The 5,835-nt window shown below is 38.1% G+C and carries 5 protein-coding genes; all 5 read right to left on the bottom strand.

Annotated elements, in window-relative coordinates; genetic code table 11:
• Positions 1–39 precede the first annotated feature (39 nt).
• The 5 genes from L1D51_RS20155 to L1D51_RS20135 all read right to left on the bottom strand — a co-directional run bounded on the left by L1D51_RS20155 (position 40) and on the right by L1D51_RS20135 (position 5,521).
• On the bottom strand, positions 40–1,221 hold the full coding sequence (locus L1D51_RS20155; protein WP_239964640.1) for a DegT/DnrJ/EryC1/StrS family aminotransferase: 1,182 nt from the start codon (positions 1,219–1,221) through the stop codon (positions 40–42).
• A 42-nt stretch (positions 1,222–1,263) separates the two neighbouring features.
• A complete protein-coding gene (locus tag L1D51_RS20150; RefSeq protein WP_239964638.1) occupies positions 1,264–1,902 on the bottom strand; it encodes an acetyltransferase in 639 nt (212 codons plus the stop codon).
• Complete coding sequence (locus tag L1D51_RS20145) at positions 1,895–2,491, bottom strand: sugar transferase (RefSeq protein WP_239964637.1); 597 nt, start codon at positions 2,489–2,491, stop codon at positions 1,895–1,897. Before L1D51_RS20145 ends, L1D51_RS20150 begins: the two co-directional genes overlap by 8 nt.
• Complete coding sequence (locus L1D51_RS20140; protein ID WP_239964636.1) at positions 2,488–3,636, bottom strand: glycosyltransferase family 4 protein; 1,149 nt, start codon at positions 3,634–3,636, stop codon at positions 2,488–2,490. Before L1D51_RS20140 ends, L1D51_RS20145 begins: the two co-directional genes overlap by 4 nt.
• Before the next feature lie 70 nt (positions 3,637–3,706).
• Complete coding sequence (locus L1D51_RS20135) at positions 3,707–5,521, bottom strand: heparinase II/III domain-containing protein (protein WP_239964635.1); 1,815 nt, start codon at positions 5,519–5,521, stop codon at positions 3,707–3,709.
• Positions 5,522–5,835: the final 314 nt, after the last annotated feature.

Below are 5,835 nucleotides of genomic sequence, written 5' to 3'. Positions count from 1 at the left end.
TCTTTATGTTTTTTGTTATCAAACTGTATACTTATGTAATTATAATTTACTACTAGCTTTGCTTAACACCTGTTTAATCGTTTCTGCTGTTTGCTTAACCTCAACACTTTTAAGAGTTGGGTGAACCAAAAACATTATAGATGTTTCACCTAGCTCAACAGCATTTGGTAAGCGGTTTTTTGGGCGCCACGGGGTGTTGTCGAATGCTTTTTCTAAATACACCTCTGAACAACTTCCCTGAAAGCATGGCACCCCTCTGGCAACAATTTCGTTTACGATACGGTCGCGGTCCCAACCTTCAGATAAGCATTCAGGTTTAACAAACATGTAATGCTTATATTCTGCATGCTCAATGTGTTCCGGTACTGATACTAAGCGAATACAATCAAATCCACTTGCAGCTTGGTCTAACTGTGCACCATAAGCTTGACGTTTTGCAGTCCAATCGCTCATCCGAATTAGCTGGATACGTCCAATAACAGCCTGCATTTCTGTCATACGCCAGTTAGTACCAAAGCTTTCGTGTAGCCATCTAAATCCTGGAGGGTGCTCGCGATTGTAAATGGCATCAAAGCTTTTACCATGATCTTTGTAGCTCCACATTTTTGACCATAACTCTTTAGAGTTTGTGGTAACCATGCCACCTTCACCGCCTGTAGTCATTATTTTGTCTTGGCAAAAGCTCCAAGCTCCAATGTGGCCAATGCTCCCAACTGACTTACCTTTGTATTTTGCACCATGTGCTTGAGCACAATCCTCAATAACATAGAATCCATATTCATTGCTTAACGCCATTATTGCATCCATTTCAGCTGGCATTCCAGCTAAATGTACAACTATGACAGCTTTAGTTTTAGGGGTAAGTACGGCTTTAATAGACTCTGCTGTGATTGCTTGACTGTTAAGATCAACATCAGCAAATATTGGCGATGCACCTGCAGTAACAATACTACTAGCAGAAGCTAAAAATGTACGTGGTGTAGTAATTACCTCATCGTCTGGACCTATATCTAATGCCTTTAAAGCAAGGTCGAGAGCAAGAGTTCCATTACCTAAGGCTACAGCGTACTCTGTACCAGTCCAAGCTGCAAATTCACTTTCAAATTCACGGCCTTCCGTACCGGTCCAATAATTAACTTTATTCGATAAAATAACGCGGCTAACAGCATCAGCTTCTTCTTGAGTAAAGCTTGGCCACGGAGAGAAAGGGGTGTTTAACATTTGTAAATTAATCCATCATTTTTATAAATTGCGAGTATTTCTTTACTTGCAACATTTAACCACAACTGCAGGAGACCCAAATGCAGTTACATCAGCAGGTAAGTTCTTAACTACCACACTACCAGCACCAACCAAGGTGTTATCATCAATTGAAATTAATTGGATAACTTGGCTACCTACACCTATCCAGCAACATTCACCAACAGAAACAGCACCTGCCAAAGCCGTATTCGGACAAATATGTGAATACTCACCAACTTTAGTGTCGTGCTCAATAATAGATGATGTATTAATTATGCAACCAGAGCTAATTTCAGCAAACGCATTAATTACAGCACCAGCAAGTACAACAGTACCCTCTGCTACTTTTGCGTACTGACTTACAGTTGCGGAGGGATGTATTAACCTAGCTAAATCAAAACCGAATTGCTTTAGCTCATTGCATTTTTGTTTTCGAACTACGTTGTTGCCAATTGCAACAATCACCTCAACATTTTCGAGTTTACAAGCTAATAAGTCGTTAAAAGTACCGACTATATCCCAGTGCTCTAGTTGTGTTTTTGTTGGGTAAGCATCATCATAAAAACAAACTTTATAACCAAGTACTTCTGCTAAATCGGCAACGACTTTACCATGCCCGCTGGCACCTACAATAGCTAATTTTTTAATTTGGTTATTCATTCTTTGTGCCTTTAAATGGTTCTATTGTTACATGACCATCAGCACTAATACCTTCACGTACGAATACTTTTTTAACCGTTAAAAATAGTATTTTTATATCGAGCCAAAAACTTTGATTATCAACATACCAAACATCAAGTTTAAATTTATCTTCCCAGCTTATTGCATTTCGGCCATTTACTTGTGCCCACCCTGTTATACCTGGGCGCACATCATGACGGCGAGCTTGGTTACTATTGTAAAGCGGCAGGTATTGTACCAAAAGAGGCCTAGGGCCAACTAAGCTCATATCACCTTTTAGAACATTCAAAAGGCCTGGTAACTCATCCAAACTAGTTGAGCGCAAAAATGCACCAAATTTCGTCATACGCTCATGATCTGGTAATAAGTTACCTTGCTTGTCCTTACCATCGAGCATAGTTCTAAACTTCATCATTTTAAAAATTTTACCATTCAAACCGGGACGGTCTTGGGTAAATAAAATAGGTGAACCTAGTTTAAAACGGATCAATAGAGCAACAATAACAATAACTGGTAATAAAGTTAACAAAGTACAAAAAGCTACTATAAAGTCAAAAAATCGCTTCATTTTACGGCTCCAGTTACCCATGTTACCCATTTATCAGCAAGGTTATGGCGGTTAAACTCTTGCTTCGCAAGCATTTGCGCTCTATTACCCATTTCTGGTAAAAAGTTTTTATTATCTGCAGCATGTTCAAGTGCATCTGCGAATGCTTGTGGGTTCTCAGGTTCAACAGAGTACCCACAGTTGTGTTGTTTAATCATGCTAGCAAGCCAACCTGGGTAATTATTTAAAACGGGTAGGCCTGCTGAAATATAATCAAAAAACTTATTGGGTGATGTACCAAAGTAAAAAGCAGGCACGTTAGCAAGTAGCTGCATGCCAATATCTGCACCCTTCATTAATTCTGCAAGTTTTGCTTTATTAACTGGTGAATGAAAAATTACATTGTCCAATTGTTCTTCATTAGCACGCTGCTGTAATTGCTCTTTTAACTTTCCTTGACCAACTAAAACCAACTTGATATCAAAGCGACTGCGTTTCTTCAACTCTGCAGCAGCGTCAAGTGCAGCATCTAAACCATTAGCCATACCATGTGTGCCCGTAAAAATAGCCATTAGCTCATTTTCAGCAACGCCTTCTGGTCTCCACGCGTTAGTCTCATTTGCAAAAATATTTAAATCACAGCCATTTGGTACTAACTCTATTTTGCTTGCTTTAACCCCTCGTTTTTTTATACCTTCAACGATACCCGGCGATAAACCAATACAACGATGCGCTGAACGATAAGAGCACCATTCTAAAATAGACATTGCAGCCAGTACTAAAGGGTTTTTTATTACCCCCATTTCTTTAGGAAGCTCAGGCCATAAGTCGCGAACTTCAAAAACAAACGGTTTAAAACGTAGCCAACGCGCAAAAATACCAGGAACTCCTGCAGTAAGTGGCGTAGTTGTCGCAAAAACAACATCATATTTATGAGTTAATGCAATACCAATACTCTTTAAAGCAAATTTTAAAAAGGTACTAGCTCTTTTAACAAAGCCATCTTTATTTGAATAAGCAAGGTCAAATTCAATGATATCGATACCATCTACATTCCCTTCTCTTCGACCTTTAATAAATTGCCCAGTAAGGCCTGTTTCACCACCACCGTAACTACCACATACCATAGTTACTGAATGGCCATGCTTGATCAATCGCGTAGCCATCTCAAACGAGCGTATACCTGTTGAACCTTTAGGGGTAGAAAAATGTTGGTGGAAATACAAAACTCTCATATTAAAAATTTACTTCCGTGGTGATTGTGCCTGATTTATGGATTTCTAATTCAATGACTGGTAGGGTTGATTCTTGATAATAATAACGAGACTCTTTGCCATCTATTAGTTCTAGCCGTGTTATTTCAACATCTGCACCAAAAGTTATGTAGCAATATTCACTGGTTAATGTTTTACCAATTAGTTTCCATTGAGTAGGAATTAGTCTAAACCTAAGTACAGCTTTGTTTTTAAAACCACTAGCGATGTCTGTTATCGTCAATTTTGACGGTGATAATGATATGCTACGTTTATGAGTACACTTTAAGTAGTCTGTATATGAAATAGCAAATTTTTGGCTATTTTCTATAACCTTGAGCTGTTCTTTATTGCTTGATTTAAGCCAATTGCCTAATAAAAAGCGGCTTAACCTAGGCATTTGATCATGCTCATCAAACTCTATTGTATTATGACTTTTAACACCACCATAATAATCAATATAAGCTTGTCCTGCATTATAGCTAAATGTACCACCATCTCTAAATATATTATTACCCTTAAGCCATAGGTCTATATGCAATGCATCACTCTGACTAGGCCTGAATTTAAATTGTGGATAACGTAGATATACAGCTGCCTTGTCATTTGTCAAAAAACAATAACCCCCATCGGCGAAGTCTAATGGTTTTTTTTCAGGCAAAGTTTCTGTGGGTTTTTTAAGTTCTAACCACTGAAGTGGAATGTCGTAGCTACCTTCTTCAATGTAAGCCGCTTGGCTATTAAACAACACATTTGCTAACTGAACGCTTGGCTTAAAGTCACGGTAATCTGTACCAGATAGAGGAGCCAACCTTGCTCCATCATTTGCGCCAATATTTGGTGCATCACCTGACTCTTCATTTGTAAAATAGAAAAGCCAACTGGCCCCAGCTTTTAATTTAGAAGTTAGGTGCTCAGAAAAGCTTGGCAGTTTTAGCTTACGTCTCCAAACTTCCACCAAGCTATAAGTATCCAACATTACACGGTGATAAGTAACTGAATACTGACTAAAACTACCATCAGCCTCTACTAGCCGTTTAGCACGATTTTCTAGCCATTTAAGTCCTTGCTTCTGCCATTGATGGCCATCAGACTCACCATTTAAAACAAGCCAAGAGCCCCCAATGTAGAGGGCCGCAGCTTCAGATGTTCCATGGTTATTGTCTTGTGCGACCGCATACATAATTGTAGGAGATATTCGCTTAAGGTGCGCTTTTAATAAACTTATAAGTGCCTGAGAGCTCTTGTTTTGTTGCTGTAAAATTAATGCTGCAGCTGCTAAATGCATCACCCGAATAGAAGCTTCTTGACCGCATTTCCAATTAACACCTAAAAAAGGAGGGTTTTTTTCAATCCAATCATTTAACCAAGTATTTAAAGTTTCAAGTGCAAGAACATCACCTGTTTTAGCTAATTGAGCAAAACCAATTACCCAGTCAAAACGAGAGGCTTCCCAAACACCTTTTATATCACCTAAATCATTATTAAAGTCTTCGATCGTAAACCAAGGTTTATCACTCGGAGCAAACCGTTGTGTTAAACAGCTTTGATGCCAACTTGGAATACCAACAACGTTTAAAGGTTTTCCAAAATAAAAATGCTGCCCTATCCACTGTTTATTAGCTATTAGACTACTATTTATCTCAAACTCATCAGAAAAAAAATCACCGCAAACTAGCTGCGATGTAATTTTTTTTACAGGATTGAAACCTGTTCTAACACCTAGCTGGTACATGAAAACTCGCGCTAGGTTTGACAAACCCAACGCGAGCGCCGTTTTAACTTTTACTACGTTCATTTTTTATACGCAATTAACCATTTAAATAAACACTTTTTAATTTTAAGAAAGTCAAACCCATAACGATAATTAAAATCTGATTCCAAGGAACCACTATCAGTCCTAAAGAACTTAACATTGGCTATTCAACATATAAAAAACCAGAAACCAACTGAATCTAAGTTAGATAAAATATCATTACAACCCTAAAACCTAACTTAATAAAAATCCCTTCTATATTCACAAAGAGCACACAGAAGCCTATTAATAGCTAAAAAATTGAAGCTGTAACATTCAACAATATAAAATCAGAAAAAACAACTCTTCTCAAATAT

The sequence above is a fragment of the Pseudoalteromonas shioyasakiensis genome, assembly GCF_022398475.1.
Taxonomy (GTDB): Bacteria; Pseudomonadota; Gammaproteobacteria; order Enterobacterales; family Alteromonadaceae; genus Pseudoalteromonas.
Note: the sequence above shows the minus strand (reverse complement) of the source record. Positions and strands in the feature narration are given on the sequence as shown.

Coding starts and splice junctions, on each gene's coding strand:
- L1D51_RS20155 (WP_239964640.1), bottom strand. CDS start 1,221: ATGTTAAACACCCCTTTCTCTCCGTGGCCAAGCTTTACTCAAGAAGAA.
- L1D51_RS20150 (WP_239964638.1), bottom strand. CDS start 1,902: ATGAATAACCAAATTAAAAAATTAGCTATTGTAGGTGCCAGCGGGCAT.
- L1D51_RS20145 (WP_239964637.1), bottom strand. CDS start 2,491: ATGAAGCGATTTTTTGACTTTATAGTAGCTTTTTGTACTTTGTTAACT.
- L1D51_RS20140 (WP_239964636.1), bottom strand. CDS start 3,636: ATGGCTACGCGATTGATCAAGCATGGCCATTCAGTAACTATGGTATGT.
- L1D51_RS20135 (WP_239964635.1), bottom strand. CDS start 5,521: ATGAACGTAGTAAAAGTTAAAACGGCGCTCGCGTTGGGTTTGTCAAAC.